Source organism: Helicobacter pylori FD535, assembly GCF_000296015.2.
GTDB lineage: Bacteria > Campylobacterota > Campylobacteria > Campylobacterales > Helicobacteraceae > Helicobacter > Helicobacter pylori_CT.
This window is the reverse complement of the sequence record NZ_AKHP02000017.1, coordinates 27,242-43,839: the sequence shown is the minus strand read 5'-3', so window position 1 is coordinate 43,839 and position 16,598 is coordinate 27,242. Positions and strand designations below refer to the sequence as shown.

Annotated in this window: 12 protein-coding genes, 5 tRNA genes and 1 other RNA gene; 9 read left to right on the top strand and 9 right to left on the bottom strand. The window is 40.0% G+C overall.

Annotated features, from left to right (window positions below; genetic code table 11):
* Positions 1-5 precede the first annotated feature (5 nt).
* From DV63_RS11405 to groES, 8 genes are all read right to left on the bottom strand, one after another.
* Positions 6-81, bottom strand: a tRNA-Glu gene (locus tag DV63_RS11405).
* Positions 82-144: 63 nt separating this feature from the next.
* A tRNA-Asp gene (locus DV63_RS11400) sits at positions 145-221 on the bottom strand.
* 40 nt (positions 222-261) lie between these two features.
* A tRNA-Val gene (locus DV63_RS11395) sits at positions 262-337 on the bottom strand.
* A 41-nt stretch (positions 338-378) separates the two neighbouring features.
* Positions 379-453 (bottom strand) — tRNA-Glu (locus tag DV63_RS11390).
* A gap of 10 nt (positions 454-463) precedes the next feature.
* Positions 464-539: transfer RNA gene (locus DV63_RS11385), tRNA-Lys, on the bottom strand.
* 691 nt (positions 540-1,230) lie between these two features.
* Positions 1,231-3,339, bottom strand: coding sequence for a Hop family adhesin SabA/HopD (gene sabA / locus DV63_RS11380; RefSeq protein ID WP_000753157.1), 2,109 nt, complete (start codon positions 3,337-3,339; stop codon positions 1,231-1,233).
* Positions 3,340-3,662: 323 nt separating this feature from the next.
* On the bottom strand, positions 3,663-5,303 hold the full coding sequence (groL, locus tag DV63_RS11375; protein ID WP_001040276.1) for a chaperonin GroEL: 1,641 nt from the start codon (positions 5,301-5,303) through the stop codon (positions 3,663-3,665).
* Between the two features lie 25 nt (positions 5,304-5,328).
* The gene (gene groES, locus DV63_RS11370; protein ID WP_000671932.1) at positions 5,329-5,685 is read right to left on the bottom strand and encodes a co-chaperone GroES; all 357 of its coding nucleotides are present in this window, start codon (positions 5,683-5,685) and stop codon (positions 5,329-5,331) included.
* A 287-nt stretch (positions 5,686-5,972) separates the two neighbouring features.
* Here groES and dnaG point away from each other — a divergent pair, with 287 nt between their 5' ends.
* The 6 genes from dnaG to DV63_RS11340 all read left to right on the top strand — a co-directional run bounded on the left by dnaG (position 5,973) and on the right by DV63_RS11340 (position 12,676).
* A complete protein-coding gene (dnaG, locus tag DV63_RS11365; RefSeq protein ID WP_000601581.1) occupies positions 5,973-7,652 on the top strand; it encodes a DNA primase in 1,680 nt (559 codons plus the stop codon).
* Positions 7,649-8,701, top strand: coding sequence for an MnmA/TRMU family protein (locus DV63_RS11360; RefSeq protein ID WP_000802589.1), 1,053 nt, complete (start codon positions 7,649-7,651; stop codon positions 8,699-8,701). The genes dnaG and DV63_RS11360 overlap by 4 nt, the downstream gene beginning before the upstream one ends.
* Before the next feature lie 92 nt (positions 8,702-8,793).
* Positions 8,794-9,621: a DUF5718 family protein gene (locus DV63_RS11355; RefSeq protein WP_001154901.1), complete on the top strand. Its 828-nt coding sequence runs from the start codon at positions 8,794-8,796 to the stop codon at positions 9,619-9,621.
* Positions 9,622-9,766: 145 nt separating this feature from the next.
* A complete protein-coding gene (locus tag DV63_RS11350) occupies positions 9,767-10,048 on the top strand; it encodes a TrbC/VirB2 family protein (protein WP_001277275.1) in 282 nt (93 codons plus the stop codon).
* Positions 10,048-10,311, top strand: a complete 264-nt coding sequence (locus tag DV63_RS11345) for a hypothetical protein (protein WP_000584972.1) — start codon at positions 10,048-10,050, stop codon at positions 10,309-10,311. The genes DV63_RS11350 and DV63_RS11345 overlap by 1 nt, the downstream gene beginning before the upstream one ends.
* A 1-nt stretch (position 10,312) precedes the next feature.
* Positions 10,313-12,676, top strand: a complete 2,364-nt coding sequence (locus DV63_RS11340) for a VirB4 family type IV secretion/conjugal transfer ATPase (RefSeq protein WP_000890528.1) — start codon at positions 10,313-10,315, stop codon at positions 12,674-12,676.
* 31 nt (positions 12,677-12,707) lie between these two features.
* On the opposite strand, the gene ffs is transcribed toward DV63_RS11340, so the two are convergent.
* An RNA gene (ffs, locus tag DV63_RS17855) (signal recognition particle sRNA small type) lies at positions 12,708-12,805 on the bottom strand.
* A 173-nt stretch (positions 12,806-12,978) separates the two neighbouring features.
* On the opposite strand from ffs, the gene DV63_RS11335 reads away from it, so the two are divergent.
* The 3 genes from DV63_RS11335 (at position 12,979) to nspC (ending at position 16,598) form a co-directional block, all read left to right on the top strand.
* Entirely contained in the window at positions 12,979-14,319 is a 1,341-nt protein-coding gene (locus tag DV63_RS11335; protein WP_017179830.1) for a COG3014 family protein, read from the top strand.
* A 99-nt stretch (positions 14,320-14,418) separates the two neighbouring features.
* Entirely contained in the window at positions 14,419-15,384 is a 966-nt protein-coding gene (cheV1, locus tag DV63_RS11330; protein WP_000785473.1) for a chemotaxis protein CheV1, read from the top strand.
* On the top strand, positions 15,381-16,598 hold the full coding sequence (nspC, locus tag DV63_RS11325) for a carboxynorspermidine decarboxylase (RefSeq protein WP_000760849.1): 1,218 nt from the start codon (positions 15,381-15,383) through the stop codon (positions 16,596-16,598). The genes cheV1 and nspC overlap by 4 nt, the downstream gene beginning before the upstream one ends.

Below are 16,598 nucleotides of genomic sequence, written 5' to 3'. Positions count from 1 at the left end.
TTTTGTGGCGACCCTTGAAAGATTTGAACTTCCGTTTCCACCGTGAAAGGGTGGTATCCTTGGCCACTAGATGAAAGGGTCATTTTTAACGACTGACTATTATATTGGAAATAAAGCGTAGAAAATGATTTAAAAAGCACTTGGTGGCGGAGCGGACGGGACTCGAACCCGCGACCCCCTGCGTGACAGGCAGATATTCTAACCAGCTGAACTACCGCTCCCTATCCAAACTCCATAGCCTAAAAATACATGCTTTAGTCATGGTGGTCGCTATAAGACTCGAACTTATGACATCTACCTTGTAAGGGTAGCGCTCTACCAACTGAGCTAAGCGACCAAAATATTGAGATAAAATCCAACTAAACCCGTATAAAAGAGTGGTGACTCCTAGGGGATTTGAACCCCTGTAACCACCGTGAAAGGGTGGTATCCTAACCACTAGATGAAGGAGCCACGATGCTCATGGTGACCCGTGTTGGATTTGAACCAACGGCCCATTCCTTAAAAGGGAATTGCTCTACCAACTGAGCTAACGGGTCTCACAAAAAGATAATGATACAATTTTTTTTAACGCTTGTCAAGAATAATTGAAAAATATTGCGGTTTTCACAGAAACGAAACGCTCTTAAAATGGCATAACAGCTTTTTGTTTAAATAAAAACCTGGTTTGCGCTTTAATGCTATAAGGATAATAACAGACGCCATGCGTTTTGTTGTTGGTTAGTCTTGTTTTTAGGGGTTTTAAAAAGCTTTGTTTTTATCAAGATCAATATTATTGGGGTTTAACGCTTTTTGGTTTAAAAAATTCCATTTTTAAAAAATGGGTTTTTGTTTTATTGCTTTAGATCTTAGTTGTAAAACGCATTTTCTTAAGTTTTATTTTCTTAAAGGGGTAGGAAGCGCTTTGAAACCATTCTCTCCCCTACAACTCACAACTAAAATCCCCCCAAAAAACGCTTTTTTTAAAAGATTATCGCTGAAGTTTTCTACTAACTAAAAAACGCTAAAAAGGATTTTTCATCAAACCACCCCCAAAAAATAAAAACTTAAAGATTAAAAAGCGAAAGTAGTGGGGATCAGCAAAAAGAAAAAGATCAAACCCCCCCAAAAAAAGAGTTCAAAAGAAAAAAAGATAATTCAAAAAAGAAAGAAAATTCAAAAAAGAAAGAAAATTCAAAAAAGAAAGGATTTAAAAAAGAAATCCCTTAAAAAGGGAGTTCCACAAAAGCTTTAATACGCAAACACATAGTTGAGATACACGCTATAAAGCCTGCGGTATTGGAGTTGAGTGCCTAGCAAAGAATAGTAATTGGTGTTGATCGTGGGGATCTTCACGCCTAATTCCACGCCATGCTGAGCGACATGATCGCTCGCTTTTTTCTTATTCTTAGCGAGATTCATCCTCAAGCCCAAGTTGAATAAGAATTGGAAATTCGCCACATTCATTTTAGCGCTATAGAAATTATTGAATGTTGTTAAATTCACGTATTGAGAATTAAGCCACGAAGTGCCGGCTAACGCAATCCCCCCAAACACCCCAAAAGAAATCTTGCTGTTTTTGGTGGCTTTATCGTTGATAAAGTTATAGAGGACATCTGTTCCTACCCCATAAGTGAACACATCGGAGGCGGAGTTGAAAAAGCTGGATTTGATATAAGCATGGTTGTAATCAAAAAAGCCGTAATACCTAGCCCCCCATTTTCTCTTTTCACCAAAAAATTGTTTATACCCTATTTGCACGCCGATCCCATTCATCGCGCCGTTGTTGGTTTGAGAGCTGATCAATCCAAAGCGTCTGAAAGGGTTATGCCCTAATTCTTGCGTGGCGCTTAATAATTGCGAATAAGCGCTTTGGTTGACTTGATAAACGGCCTGTAAGCCCCCGGGGTTATTAGGGTTAGTGGATTGGCTTATCAAATTCTTAAGGAATGGGGAATTGGGCGTGTTTGAAGCGGTCGTGGTGATGCTGTTATAAGTGTTTTTTAAATCGCTAAGGCTGCCTCTAAAATCAAGTATCGTGCGCGCCAACAACTCAGATTGCTTGATTTGCTCGGCTTGAGTGCCAAAATGCGCAAGGCTGTTATTTAAAGCCGTTATCGTCTCTTCCACATACGCGCAACCGGCCCCCCAAGTGTTAGAAGTAACCCCTTCATTAGGTGTTGTGCCACCCCCATTTCTGCAAGCTGCCAAGTAGTCTTTGGTAAATTTTTCTGGGATAGTGCTAAGATTGGTTTTGATTTGATCGGCTAGTTGAAGCATCTTAGCTTGCGCTTGCGCATGATTGAGCATGCTTTGAGCGAAAGCCCTATCTGAAGAGGTGTAAGGGTTGAAATCTTGCGGCGCGTTTTGATTGTTTTGCTGGTTAGTGTTAAGGCTTTGAGCTTGCGCAACGATTTCTTGGGCGTTTTTGATCATGTTAGTAACGGCGCTAAATTCAGCGCTAAAGATTTGGCACGAATTCCCATTTATACTGATATTCCATGGGCTACCATTACCCGGAGCGTTTTCATTATTCGTAGATCGCACTAAAGGGCATTGCGTGTTAAGGACATTCATGATCGTGCTTGCTTGTTCTAAAAGGTTTTGAGCGGTATTGGTGAATCGAAAGCTTTGCGTTTCTTTGTTGTTGTTACCACTGCTAGTTACACCATTATCGCTACCATTTTCGTTACAGAATTGGCTCACACCACCATTAATACCAGCAGTTTGTTTGCATTCGTATGTGTATGTTACGGTCACTTCTGTGCCTTTGTTGTCTAAGACAGGAAAACCACTTTGATTCTTTAAAGCTTGTTGGATAGCTTGATAGGCTTTATTGAGTTTTTTAAATTCTTGGATAGACATGGAACTACCATACCCAGTCGCTTCATACCGGTTGCAAGTGATGTTCGTGGAATACGACCCTGGCTGGTTGTTAAAAACCACGCTGCCAGGGCCACTCTCTGTGCCGTTGCCGTTCCCGCACATGATCGCATAGCCGATGACGTTCCACAAGCCCACCGCCGCATTGAGCGCCAAAGACACCGCTTGATACGCCGGGGAATTGTCTTTTTCGCCAGTCAACCCTTGCGTGTTGGCTTTTAAATTATTGATCGCGGCATTGATTTGTGAAGGGCTGCTCGCGTTCGTTACCGCCTGATTGAGGTTGTTAAAATTGCTTAAAAGATGGCTCAAATTTTCATAAGTGTCTGAAAGCCTTTTCAATTCGCCGGTGTTTTTCACCATTTGAGCGGCTTCGCCGATTTGATAGCCCGCGCTTATAAAAAAGCCGTTGTCTTCAGCGTTTAAAAGCGATGAAGCGAGAGAGAGAGAGAGAGAGAGTAAAAGGGTTTTTTTCATAAATATCCTTTGAAATTAAATTGAGTGAGATTTTATACATTAAGAATGTATTAATGTATTTGAGATTATTGTAGCATAAAATCGTTTTTTTTTTTTTNTTTTTTTTTTTTTGTCATTTGGAGAAAATTTTAGAATTTTTGCGTTTTTTGCGCTTTTGTTTGGGTGGTAAAGAGTTTTTAGATTTTGTTTTAATGGAGCGCTAATGATAAGAGCTTGATTTCAACAGAGATTTTTGTGGCGTGTTTTTAAAAGCGAGCGGTTTTATTAAATAAAAGCCCCCAAAAAGAGGGCTTTTATCAAGGAAAGAACCAAAGCAAGGGGGCTTACATCATGCCGCCCATGCCTCCCATACCGCCCATGCCACCCATATCAGGCATTGCTGGGGCCGCTTTTTCTTCTTTGATTTCATGCACGGTGGCTTCTGTGGTTAAAAGCAGGCTTGAAACCGAAACCGCATTTTGTAGAGCGATCCTTTCTACTTTTAAGGGGTCAATAATGCCTTCTTTAAACATGTCCACATACTTGCCGTTGCTAGCGTTAAAACCAAAATGCCCTTCGTGTTTTTCCACTTCATTCACGACCACACCGCCATCATAACCGGCATTGATAGCGATTTGAGCTAATGGGGCTTTAATGGCGCGCATGATGATTTCATAGCCCACTTTTTCATCATCGTGTAAATGCAAATGCACTTTTTGAGCCGCGCGGATGAGAGCCGCACCGCCGCCAATCACAATGCCTTCTTCAACAGCCGCTTTAGTCGCGCTCAACGCGTCATCCACCCGGTCTTTTTTCTCTTTCATTTCCACTTCACTCGCAGCACCCACTTTAATCACAGCCACACCGCCAGAGAGTTTAGCCAATCTTTCTTGCAATTTTTCTTTGTCATAATCGCTTGTCGTGCTTGCAATTTGGGTTTTGATTTGCGCGACTCTGTCTTTAACATCATCGCTATGGCCTTTGCCATCTACGATCGTGGTGTTGTCTTTGTCAATCACAATCCTTCCGGCTTTGCCTAAAAACTCCACTTCAGCGTTTTCTAGACTCAAGCCCAATTCTTCGCTAATAACTTGACCGCCGGTTAAAATAGCGATGTCTTTGAGCATTTCTTTTCTTCTGTCCCCAAATCCTGGAGCTTTAACCGCTGCGATATTCAACACGCCTCTTAATTTATTCACCACTAGAGTCGTTAAAGCTTCGCCCTCAATGTCTTCAGCGATGATTAAAAGCGGTTTGCCCTCTTTCATGGTTTTTTCTAGTAGCGGGAGGATGTCTTTCATGCTAGAGATTTTTTTATCCGTTAAAAGGATGTAAGCGTTATCCAATTGAGCGGTCATTTTCTCAGCGTTGGTTACAAAATAAGGGGAGAGGTAGCCTCTATCAAATTGCATGCCCTCTACGACATCTAGTTCGTCTTCAATGCCCTTAGCTTCTTCAACGGTGATCACGCCGTCTTTACCCACTTTTTCCATAGCGTCAGCGATGAGTTTTCCGATATTGTGATCGGAGTTTGCAGAAATGGTCGCCACTTGGGTGATTTCTTCTTTACCGCCCACTTTTTTGCTCGCTTTTTTAAGCTCATTGATAATCGCTTCAGCGGCTTTATCCATGCCTCGTTTCACTTCAATGGGGTTAGCCCCAGCCGTGATGTTCCTCAAACCTTCTTTAAAAATACTATAAGCCAGCACGGTCGCTGTGGTCGTGCCATCGCCGGCAGCATCAGCGGTTTTGCTCGCTACTTCTTTAACGAGTTGAGCGCCCATGTTAGCCACCGGGCAACTTAATTCAATCTCTTTAGCCACGCTCACGCCGTCTTTGGTGATGCTTGGAGCACCATAGCTTTTTTGGATCAACACATTCCTGCCTCTTGGCCCCATAGTTACTTTAACAGCGTCATGGAGTTGCCTCACGCCTTCAAATAAAAGGTTTCTCGCGCTATCTGAAAATTTGATTTCTTTTGCCATTTTGTATCCTTAAATATTAATGTTTTTAGTGTTTTTTGTGATCATGACAGCAAGCTTCATGCTCTTTAGCATGTTTATGGTCATGATTTTCTGTATGACAACAAGAGCCTGAGCCCACAATGCCTAGAATGTCTTCTAGTTCTAGCACCATGTATTCAGTGCCGTCTAAAACGATTTCTGCACCTTTGTATTTGCCAAAAGCGATCACATCGCCTTCTTTAACGCATTTGCAACCCTCACTGATTTTATGGCTAACGGCTTTGACTACGCCCATTAAAGGCTTTTCTTTAGCGTTATCAGGGATGATGATGCCTGAACTGGTTTTGTTCTCTTCTTCAAGTCTTTCTACTAAGACTCTCTCTCCTAATGGCTGAAACTTCATATTAGTTCTCCTAAGTTTTGATAAATAAAATAGAAATTTAGCGCTTAGTATTCTTAAGCGACATAACTATAGCGCATTTTTAGGGATAAGTCAAGCCATAAAAACAAAGCTAATAATATAACTATAAGGATTATTAAGTCTATTTATATAAAGTTTCATTAGTTTAAAAATATAAGGACTAGAAAAGGGGGCGTTATTAACAAACCTTTTTTAAGATTTTATTTATTGAGTATAATCCCTTTTGAGAAAGTCAAACCAAAAAAACCCATTTGAAGAAAGCATGAAAAATGATTCTTAAAAGTTCCATTGATCGCCTTTTACAAACGATAGATATTGTAGAAGTCATTAGCTCTTATGTGGATTTGAGGAAATCAGGTTCTAGCTACATGGCTTGTTGCCCTTTTCATGAAGAAAGGAGCGCGAGTTTTAGCGTCAATCCAATTAAAGGGTTTTACCATTGCTTTGGGTGTGGGGCGAGCGGGGATAGCATTAAATTCGTGATGGAGTTTGAAAAACTTTCGTTTGTGGAAGCATTAGAGAAATTAGCCCACCGATTCAATGTGGCTTTAGAGTATGACAAAGGCGCTTATTATGATCATAGAGAAGACTACCACCTTTTAGAAATGGTGAGTTCGTTGTATCAAGAAGAGCTTTTTAACGCCCCATTTTTTTTGAATTATTTGCAAAAAAGAGGGCTTAGCATGGAGAGCATCAAAGCGTTTAAATTAGGCTTATGCACGAATAGGATTGATTACGGCATTGAAAATAAAGGCTTGAATAAGGACAAGCTCATTGAATTAGGCGTGCTGGGCAAGAGTGATAAAAGGGATAAACCCTATTTGCGCTTTTTGGATCGCATCATGTTCCCTATTTATAGCCCTAGCGCTCAAGTGGTGGGCTTTGGAGGGCGCACCTTAAAAGAAAAAGCGGCCAAGTATATCAATTCGCCCCAAAATAAGCTTTTTGATAAATCCAGTTTGCTCTATGGCTATCATTTGGCTAAAGAACACATCTACAAACAAAAGCAGGTCATTGTAACAGAGGGGTATTTGGATGTGATTTTATTGCACCAGGCGGGTTTTAAAAACGCCATAGCCACGCTTGGGACAGCTTTAACGCCATCGCATTTGCCCTTGCTTAAAAAAGGCGATCCCGAAATCCTTTTAAGCTATGATGGGGATAAGGCAGGGCGAAACGCAGCCTATAAAGCGAGCTTGATGTTGGCTAAAGAGCAAAGGAGGGGGGGGGTGATTTTATTTGAAAACAACCTGGATCCAGCGGATATGATCGCTAATAATCAGATTGAAACCTTAAAAGACTTGTTATCGCGCCCTATGGCTTTTATTGAATTTGTTTTAAGGCGCATGGCGGATTCCTATCTTTTAGACGATCCTTTAGAAAAAGATAAGGCCCTTAAAGGAATGTTAGGGTTTTTAAAAAACTTTTCCTTGCTTTTACAAAACGAATACAAGCCCTTAATCGCTGCACTTTTACAAGCGCCTTTGCATGTTTTAGGGATTAGAGAGCCAGCCTCTTTTCAGCCTTTTTACCCCAAAACAGAAAAACCCAATCTTGCTCAAAAGTTCGCTAGTGCTCCTAACACGATGAGTTTGGAATTTTTAGAAAAATTAGTGATCCGCTACCTTTTAGAAGACAGGAGCTTGTTGGATTTGGCGGTGGGCTATATCCATAGTGGGGTGTTCTTGCATAAAAAGCAAGAATTTGACGCTTTGTGTCAAGAAAAATTGGACGACCCTAAATTAGTTGCGTTATTATTAGATGCAAATTTACCCCTAAAAGAAGGGGGTTTTGAAAAGGAATTGCGTTTGTTGATTTTGCGCTATTTTGAGCGCCAACTCAAAGAAATCCCTAAAAGCTCGCTCCCTTTTAGCGAAAAAATGATCTTTTTAAAAAAGGCCCGCCAGGCTATTATGAAATTAAAACAAGGAGAATTAGTCGCCGTATGAAACCAATAAAAGCTTTAGCCTTATTTAGTGGGGGGTTGGATAGTTTGTTGTCTATGAAATTACTCATCGATCAGGGCATTGAAGTAACCGCTTTACACTTCAATATAGGGTTTGGGGGGAATAAAGATAAAAGAGAGTATTTTGAAAACGCCACCGCGCAAATCGGGGCTAAGCTCCTAGTGTGCGATATTAGAGAGCAGTTCTTTAACGACGTGTTGTTCAAGCCCAAATACGGCTATGGGAAATATTTCAACCCTTGCATTGATTGCCATGCCAACATGTTTAGGAACGCTTTTTATAAAATGCTTGAATTGAACGCGGATTTTGTTTTGAGCGGAGAAGTATTGGGGCAACGCCCTAAATCCCAAAGGAAAGAAGCGCTAAATCAGGTGAGGAAATTAGTCAGAGAAGTGGGCGAAGAGGCGCGTTTTGATCCCGTTTTAGACCGAACGCAAGCAAGCGGTGAGAAACCGCAATTTTTAGATGAATTGCTTTTGCGGCCCATGAGCGCTAAACTCTTAGAGCCTACTTTCATGGAAAAAAAGGGTTTTGTTGATAGAGAAAAGCTTTTAGATGTGAGTGGCAGGGGGCGGAGCAGGCAATTGCAAATGATCAAAGATTACGGCTTGAAATATTATGAAAAGCCAGGTGGGGGGTGCTTGCTTACGGACATTCAAGTGAGCAATAAGATTAAGAATCTGAAAGAATACAGAGAAATGGTGTTTGAAGACAGCGTGATTGTCAAAAACGGGCGTTATTTTGTCTTACCCCATAACGCTCGTTTGGTGGTGGCAAGGAATGAAGAAGAAAACCATAAATTAGACATTGAACACCCCTTAATGGATAAGATTGAATTACTAAGCTGTAAAGGCCCTTTGAGTTTAGTGGATAAAAACGCCAGCCAAGAAGATAAAGAATTGGCCGGCCGTATCGCTTTAGGCTATGCTAAGACTTTAAAAAATCAAGCTTACCTCATTCAAATAGGGAATGAAAAGCGCGAGCTTTACCCTTTGGATAAAGAGAACGCTAGGGAGTATTTGTTCGCTTGAAAGGGAGTTTTTTGAGGGTTTTAGGGGTTTTCTTTTTATGCTATAATGAAAAAAGCTCTATTCAGCGTTGGGCTGTTTTTTAGGAGGTTTGCATGCAAGAGTTTTTAGGTTTTGGTGTGGTGGGGAATTTTGCAGGGCATTTGGAGCAAGCAGGAGAGAGTCATAGTTTTATTAACATGAAAAGCGAAGAAAAGGATGCCCCTAAGGGGTTATTCCCTTTTTATATCCCGTATGAGAATTGCTATTTGGGGCGTTGTTGCATTGATAACCATAAAATTATTTTGCCTAATGATCCCAATTTAAGGGTGCAAGCAGAGCCAGAAATCGCTTTGGAATGCGATGTTAAATACGATGAAAAACATTTGGTAACCAAGCTTGTGCCTAATTTTTTCATGGCGTTTAATGACGCTTCTGTGCGTAATTTAGACGCCACAAAACTCTCCCAAAAAAAGAATTTTTCACCAGCTTCTAAAGGTATAGGGCAGAAATTGCCCATTGACAGGTTTGTTTATGGGGGGGTGTGTAACAATTTCTCTATCGCGTCTTTTTTGAAATACAATAATGTTTGGCACATTTATGGGGAAAACAGCAAATTGCTCAAATACGAGTTTTTTTATCAAAAGCTTTTAGATTGGATCAAAGACCAACTAAACCACCAACAAGATGGCGACTCTTTAGAGGCTCTAAGACCTTTTTTAGAGCGCCATAATTTCCCCACTAAAATGATTTTTGCGATTGGGGCTACCCCTTATATGCCCTTTGCGCAAGAGCATTTTTTGCAAAAAGGCGATGAGGTGGTGATTGTCGCTTACAACCATTTGCAATACAGTTTTGAAAAGATTCAAAACCTCTTAGAAGAAGACGCCCTACAAACCAAAGAACACGCTAATCTTTCTTATGTCTATCAAATCGTAGAATAGTAAGGCTTTTACCTCTTTAGCTTTGCTTTTTTACCCCTTTAAAGATTAAATACACCCTTTTTGACCCCCTTTTAGAGGGTTTTTATGGTTTTTTTGAGATAATAAAGAATTATAAAGTTAATTAAAATTAAACAAAAGGGTTTTGATGTCCGCTTATTTTTTAAAAATCATTTTTTTAGTAGGCATGTGCGTTTCAAGTTTGTTCGCTGAAGGCTTAGAAGGGTTTTTTAACGCCCTAGAAGCCCAGCTCAAAAGCCCCATCGCTAAGGGGATTTTAATGGTGATTTTCATAGGGATCGCTATTTATGTGTGGAGGAATTTAGACCGGTGGAAAGAGATTTTATTCACGATCCTTGGCGTGGTGTTTGGGATTTTTTTATTCTTTAAAGCCCCGAGTTTAGCGAATTGGTTTATGGGGATTTTTTAATGATTATCCTGTCAGCGAGCGTGAAGAATTTGCGTGAAATTTCGGTTAAAGAAAAATTTTTATGGCTGAACGCTAAGTCTTATTTGATTTCCGTTTTTGTGCCTTTTATCTTGCTCCCTTGGATTGATTTGTTGAGCGCTTTTTTATTGTATTTAGGGTTTTTAGCGCTCTTTAGCGTGCTGGAATTTTTTGACGAAGACATTGCCGATATTATTATGGCTAAAAGCAAAATAAAGACTAAAACCAAATGTTATAGAGCGTAGAATGTTAGAAAAGCTTTTGAGCGCTATCAAACAAAAAGTTTCAAACTATTTTTTAGGGGTTTTGCCTAAAAGCTATTCTATGAGCGAAGAAAACAACCTTTTAGGCTTGTATGATGAACATTTCTTGCTTACTAAAAACGAAAATTTAGTGGGTATCCTCCGTTTAGAAGGGGTTAGTTACACCCATTTAAGCACAGAGCAATTGCAAGATCTCTTCACCGAGCGCCAGATGGCGTTGGATTCTTTAGAAAAAGTCGTGGCGCGCCTTGTGGTTAAAAGGCGTAAAATGGATCACCAGCAAAACATTCAAACTGACTCTAAATACTTGCAAGCGATTTTGAATCAATTTGAAAACAAAGAAGTGTATGAAAATCAGTATTTTTTAGTTTTAGAAAGCGCGCACTCTTTACAGGGCGTTTTGGAGCATAAGAAAAAATCCATAATGCATGCCAATAGGGAAAATTTTAAGGACATTCTTTCTTATAAGGCGCATTTTTTACAAGAAACTTTAAAAAGCTTAGAAATCCAGCTCAAAAACTATGCCCCCAAACTCTTAAGCTCTAAAGAGGTTTTGAATTTTTACGCGGAATACATTAACGGGTTTGATCTCCCTTTAAAGCCCTTAGTAGGGGGGTATTTGAGCGATAGCTATATCGCTAGTTCTACCACTTTTGAAAAAGATTATTTCATTCAAGAAAGCTTTAATCAAAAAACCTATAACCGCTTGATTGGCATTAAAGCTTATGAGAGCGAGCGCATCACTTCTATAGCGATCGGAGCGCTTTTATACCAAGAGACGCCTTTAGACATCATCTTTTCTATAGAGCCTATGAGCGTCAATAAAACGCTGAATTTTTTAAAAGAACGGGCCAAATTCAGCATGTCCAATCTCGTTAAAAACGAGCTGCTAGAATACCAAGAATTGGTCAAAACCAAACGCCTGTCCATGCAAAAATTCGCCTTAAACATTCTTATCAAAGCCCCTAGTTTAGAGGATTTAGATACTCAAACAAGCTTAGTTTTAGGGCTTTTATTTAAAGAAAATTTAGTGGGCGTTATAGAAACTTTTGGCTTGAAGGGGGGGTATTTTTCCTTTTTCCCTGAACGCATCCATTTAAACCACCGCTTGCGTTTTTTAACTTCTAAAGCCTTAGCGTGTTTAATGGTGTTTGAAAGGCAAAATTTAGGTTTTAAGGCTAATTCATGGGGGAATAGCCCTTTGAGCGTGTTTAAAAATTTGGATTATTCCCCTTTTTTATTCAATTTCCACAACCAAGAAGTGAGCCACAACAACGCTAAAGAAACCGCCAGAGTGAATGGGCATACTCTAATCATAGGGGCTACCGGGAGCGGTAAAAGCACGCTGATTAGTTTTTTAATGATGAGCGCTTTGAAATACCAAAACATGCGCCTTTTAGCTTTTGACAGGATGCAAGGGCTGTATTCTTTCACAAAATTTTTTAAAGGGCATTACCATGACGGCCAATCTTTTAGCATTAACCCCTTTTGTTTAGAGCCTAATTTACAGAATCTAGAATTTTTGCAATCCTTCTTTTTGAGCATGTTTGATCTTGCCCCTTCAAGGGATAAAGAAGCCTTGGAAGACATGAATGCGATTTTTAGCGCGATTAAGAGCCTTTATGAGACCTTATACCCTAAAGCCTTTAGTTTGCTAGACTTTAAAGAAACGCTTAAAAGAACCTCATCTAACCAATTGGGCTTGAGCTTGGAGCCGTATTTGAATAACCCCCTTTTTAACGCTTTGAATGACTCATTCAACTCCAACGCTTTTTTAAACGTGATAAACCTAGACACCATCACCCAAAACCCTAAAGACTTAGGGCTTTTAGCCTATTACTTGTTTTATAAAATCTTAGAAGAATCCAGGAAAAACGACAGCGGTTTTTTGGTTTTTTTAGACGAGTTTAAATCCTATGTGGAAAACGATCTATTGAACACTAAAATTAACGCTTTAATCACGCAAGCACGAAAGGCTAATGGCGTGGTGGTGTTGGCCTTGCAAGATATTTACCAATTGAGCGGGGTTAAAAACGCTCATAGTTTTTTAAGCAACATGGGGACTCTTATTTTGTATCCGCAAAAAAACGCTAGGGAGTTGAAACACAACTTCAATGTGCCTTTGAGCGAAACTGAAATTTCTTTTTTAGAAAACACCCCTTTGTATGCCAGGCAGGTTTTAGTCAAAAATCTGGGTAACGGGAGTTCTAACATGATTGATGTGAGTTTGGAGGGTTTAGGGCGTTATTTGAAAATCTTTAATTCGGATTCTAGCCATGTGAACAAAGTGAAAGCGTTACAAAAAGACTACCCTACAGAGTGGCGTGAGAAACTTTTGAAGAGTTAGTTTTAAAAAGTTAATATTTATTTTGAAGCACTCCTATTCAGATGGCTAAGGCACACAAGAGATTAGGGGACTCTGCTGTATTCCTACCCTGAAGCGTTACCCTAAAATCCTATTGCATAGGTCTAAATAAGAGCTTGGGGATCATTTTAGCCATAAAAAGCTTATGTTTTCATTAAAAATGTTATGATACGCTCAAATTAATCAAGCAAAAAATGCCAATTAAAAGGGTTAGATTGAAAATATTCACTCTGTTGATGTCGGTAATTTTAGGAATATCATTAACAGGTTGCATAGGCTATCGTATGGACTTAGAACATTTTAACACGCTCTATTATGAAGAAAGCCCTAAAAAAGCTTATGAATATTCCAAACAATTCACTAAGAAAAAAAAGAACGCTCTTTTATGGGACTTGCAAAACGGCTTGAGCGCTTTATACGCAAGAGATTACAAGACTTCTTTAGGGGTGTTAGATCAGGCCGAGCAACGCTTTGATAAAACGCAAAGCGCTTTCACAAGAGGGGCTAGTTATGTGGGCGCTACCATGATTAATGATAACGTGCGCGCTTATGGGGGGAATATTTATGAGGGCGTTTTAATCAATTATTACAAAGCGATAGACTACATGCTTTTAAATGATAGCGCGAACGCTAGGGTGCAATTCAACCGCGCGAATGAACGCCAGCGCAGGGCTAAAGAATTTTATTATGAGGAAGTTCAAAAAGCCATTAAAGAGATCGATTCTAGCAAAAAACACAATATTAATATGGAACGCTCTAGGGCAGAAGTGAGCGAAATTTTAAACAACACCTATTCTAATTTAGACAAATACGAAGCTTATCAAGGCTTGCTTAATCCGGCGGTTTCGTATCTTTCAGGGTTGTTTTACGCTTTAAATGGGGATAAAAATAAGGGGCTAGGCTATCTTAATGAAGCCTATGGGATCAGTCAAAGCCCTTTCGTGGCTAAAGACTTGGTTTTTTTCAAAAACCCTAACAGAAGCCATTTCACTTGGATCATCATTGAAGATGGCAAAGAGCCGCAAAAAAGCGAATTTAAAATTGATGTGCCTATTTTTATGATCGATTCGGTTTATAACGTGAGTGTGGCCTTGCCCAAGCTAGAAAAAGGGGAAGCGTTTTATCAAAATTTCACTTTAAAAGATGGAGAAAAAGTAACCCCCTTTGACACTTTAGCCTCAATAGATGCGGTGGTCGCTAGCGAGTTTAGGAAGCAATTGCCCTACATCATCACCAGAGCCATTTTATCGGCTACTTTTAAGGTGGGCATGCAAGCGGTGGCGAACTATTATTTGGGGTTTGTTGGAGGGCTAGTAACTTCGTTGTATTCAGGTGTTAGCACCTTTGCAGACACCAGAAACACAAGCATTTTTGCCCATAAAATCTATCTTATGCGCATCAAAAATAAAGCCTTTGAAAATTATGAAGTTCAAGCTGATTCTATTGACGCTTTTTCGTTTTCATTAAAGCCCTGTAAAAGATCGCTTGAAAGCCCCAAAATCATTGACGCTAGGGAGTTGCTTTCTGGGTTTGTAACAGCCCCACAAATCTTTTGCTCTAACCGCCATAATATTTTATACATCCGCAGTTTTAAAAACGGGTTTGTTTTGAGTCATTTAAAATGATTTAAAAACCCCCAAAGATAGTTTTTAAGTGTCGTTGGCATTAAACACAAACACGATATAATTATAAAACGATACGAAAACCTAAATTAAGGGGAAGTCATGGCTGATAGTTTAGCGGGCATTGATCAAGTTACGAGTTTGCATAAAAATAACGAGTTGCAATTGTTGTGTTTCAGGCTGGGTAAAAACAAGGATTTGTATGCGGTCAATGTTTTTAAGATCCGTGAAGTGGTGAAATACCATGGCAATCTCACTATCATTAGCCACGAAAACAATTCGCTCGTTGAGGGGCTAATCATTATAAGAGAGCTCACCATTCCCTTGATTGATATGAAAAAATGGTTTTATTATGACAGCCAAAACAAAAACAAGGATTTACGCCCTTATAGGATAGAAAAAGAAAAAGGCGAAGACGATATTGTTATGATTTGTGAGTTTTCTCGCTGGACTATAGGGGTTAGGATCTATGAAGCGGATAGGATTTTGAGCAAGAAATGGACTGAAATGGAGCAAAGCGCTGGGCTAGGGGGATCTGCTGGGAATAACAAACTCGTGAGCCGCACGCGCTATTTTGATGGGCGCTTGGTGCAGGTGGTGGATATTGAAAAAATGCTTATAGACGTGTTCCCTTGGATTGAAGATGAAAAACACAGCGATTTAGAGACGCTCTCTAAAATCCATTCCAACCAATGCGTTTTGCTTGCTGATGACTCCCCAAGCGTTTTAAAAACCATGCAAATGATTTTAGACAAGCTGGGTGTTAGGCATATAGATTTTATCAATGGTAAAACCTTATTAGAGCATTTATTCAGCCCAACAACCGATGTGGGCAATATTGGCCTGATTATTACCGATTTAGAAATGCCAGAAGCGAGCGGTTTTGAAGTGATCAAGCAGGTTAAAAACAATCCTTTGACTTCAAAAATCCCCATCGTGGTCAATTCTTCTATGAGCGGTAGTTCTAATGAAGACATGGCCAGGAGTTTAAAGGCCGATGACTTCATCTCCAAGTCTAACCCCAAAGACATACAACGAGTGGTTAAGCAATTTTTGGAATCAGCATGAAAAAATACAGCGCTATCCCCACCCCTTGCTATGTGCTAGAGAGCGAACGCTTAGAAAAAAACGCCAAGATTTTAGAAATCGTGCGCCAACAAAGCGGGGCAAAGGTCTTGCTCGCTTTAAAGGGGTATGCGTTTTGGCGTGAGTTTGGGATTTTGAGGCAAAAATTGAACGGGTGTTGCGCGAGCGGTCTTTATGAGGCTAAACTCGCTTTTGAAGAATTTGGGGGGCGAGAGAGCCACAAAGAAATTTGCGTTTATAACCCGGCTTTTAAAGAGGCTGAAATGAGCGCGATTTTGCCCCTAGCGACAAGCATCATTTTTAACTCTTTTTACCAATACGCTACCTATAAAGACAGGATTTTAGATAAAAACAAGCAATTAGAAAACTTGGGCTTAAGCCCCATTAAAATGGGTTTGAGGATAAACCCTCTCTATAGCGAAGTAACCCCAGCGATCTATAACCCATGCTCTAAAACAAGCCGGTTAGGGATTACGCCTAGCGGATTTGAAAAGGGGGTGAAAGAGCATGGGTTAGATGGGGTGAGCGGGTTGCATTTCCATACGCATTGCGAGCAAAACGCTGACGCTTTGTGCCGGACTTTAGAGCATGTAGAAAAGCATTTCAAGCCTTATTTGGAAAATATGGCGTGGGTGAATTTTGGTGGGGGGCATCACATCACTAGGAGCGATTATAATGTGAATTTGCTCATCCAAACGATTAAGGATTTTAAAGAGCGTTATCATAATATAGAAGTGGTTTTAGAGCCTGGGGAAGCCATAGGGTGGCAATGCGGGTTTTTAATCGCAAGCGTGATAGACATCGTTAAAAACGATCAAGAAATTGCGGTTTTAGACGCTTCTTTTAGCGCTCACATGCCCGATTGCTTGGAAATGCCTTACCGCCCTAGCATCCTTAAAATCTCTGTAGAAAATGATGAAGAACTTATTGAAGTTGAAAAGGGCGAAAATCAAGGGGCGTTTTCTTACTTTTTGGGCGGCCCTACTTGTTTAGCGGGGGATTTTATGGGGAGTTTTAGCTTTGATGCGCCTTTAAAAAGGGGCGATAAAATCGTGTTTCAAGACATGCTCCATTATACGATTGTCAAAAACAACTCGTTTAATGGCGTGCCGCTCCCAAGCCTGGCTAAAGTGGATCAACAAGGGTTTAAAATCCTTAAAAACTTTTCTTATGAAGATTATAAAAACAGAAATTAA